The following is a 516-nucleotide window of genomic DNA, read 5'->3' as shown; positions in this document are numbered from 1 at the left end:
CTCGCAAGAAACACAATCTGAGTTGCAAAAAATTGAGAGACTCACTCAGTCCAATTAGTGTCAGTGTTAAAACTCACTATTGGCTGAGGATTCAAATTTCAGCTTGTTCCGGATTGTTAAAGAGCAAATATCTCAAACATGACTTAATCCAAGTCAGTTTTGAGATATTCATCGACAATGTCTTTCACCCATCATCAGCAATTGGCGTCCCCTAGGGGATTCGAACCCCTGTTACCGCCGTGAAAGGGCGGTGTCCTAGGCCTCTAGACGAAGGGGACCCGAAATTTGACTATCGAACCACCGGTTCGATAATTTCGGGTAAAGGCGAGATTTTCCGGGGAAAATCAAGCGACAGATTTTTTTGTCGCCGCACCCTACCGCAAGACGCTTTGCTCTCTTTTCATTTCATCAGACAATCTGTGTGGACACTGCACTCAATCAGTATCTTTCAGGTAAGGAGGTGATCCAACCGCAGGTTCCCCTACGGTTACCTTGTTACGACTTCACCCCAGTCAT

Annotated in this window: 1 tRNA gene and 1 rRNA gene; both read right to left on the bottom strand. The window is 45.7% G+C overall.

What is annotated here, in order from left to right:
- Positions 1-202 precede the first annotated feature (202 nt).
- A tRNA-Glu gene (locus tag LPW36_RS17715) sits at positions 203-278 on the bottom strand.
- Positions 279-453: 175 nt separating this feature from the next.
- Positions 454-516: ribosomal RNA gene (locus tag LPW36_RS17710) — 16S ribosomal RNA — on the bottom strand; the annotation flags it as partial.

Source organism: Limnobaculum eriocheiris (assembly GCF_021010575.1).
Taxonomy (GTDB): Bacteria; Pseudomonadota; Gammaproteobacteria; order Enterobacterales; family Enterobacteriaceae; genus Limnobaculum; species Limnobaculum eriocheiris.
This window is presented reverse-complemented; position numbering and strand designations above follow the sequence as displayed.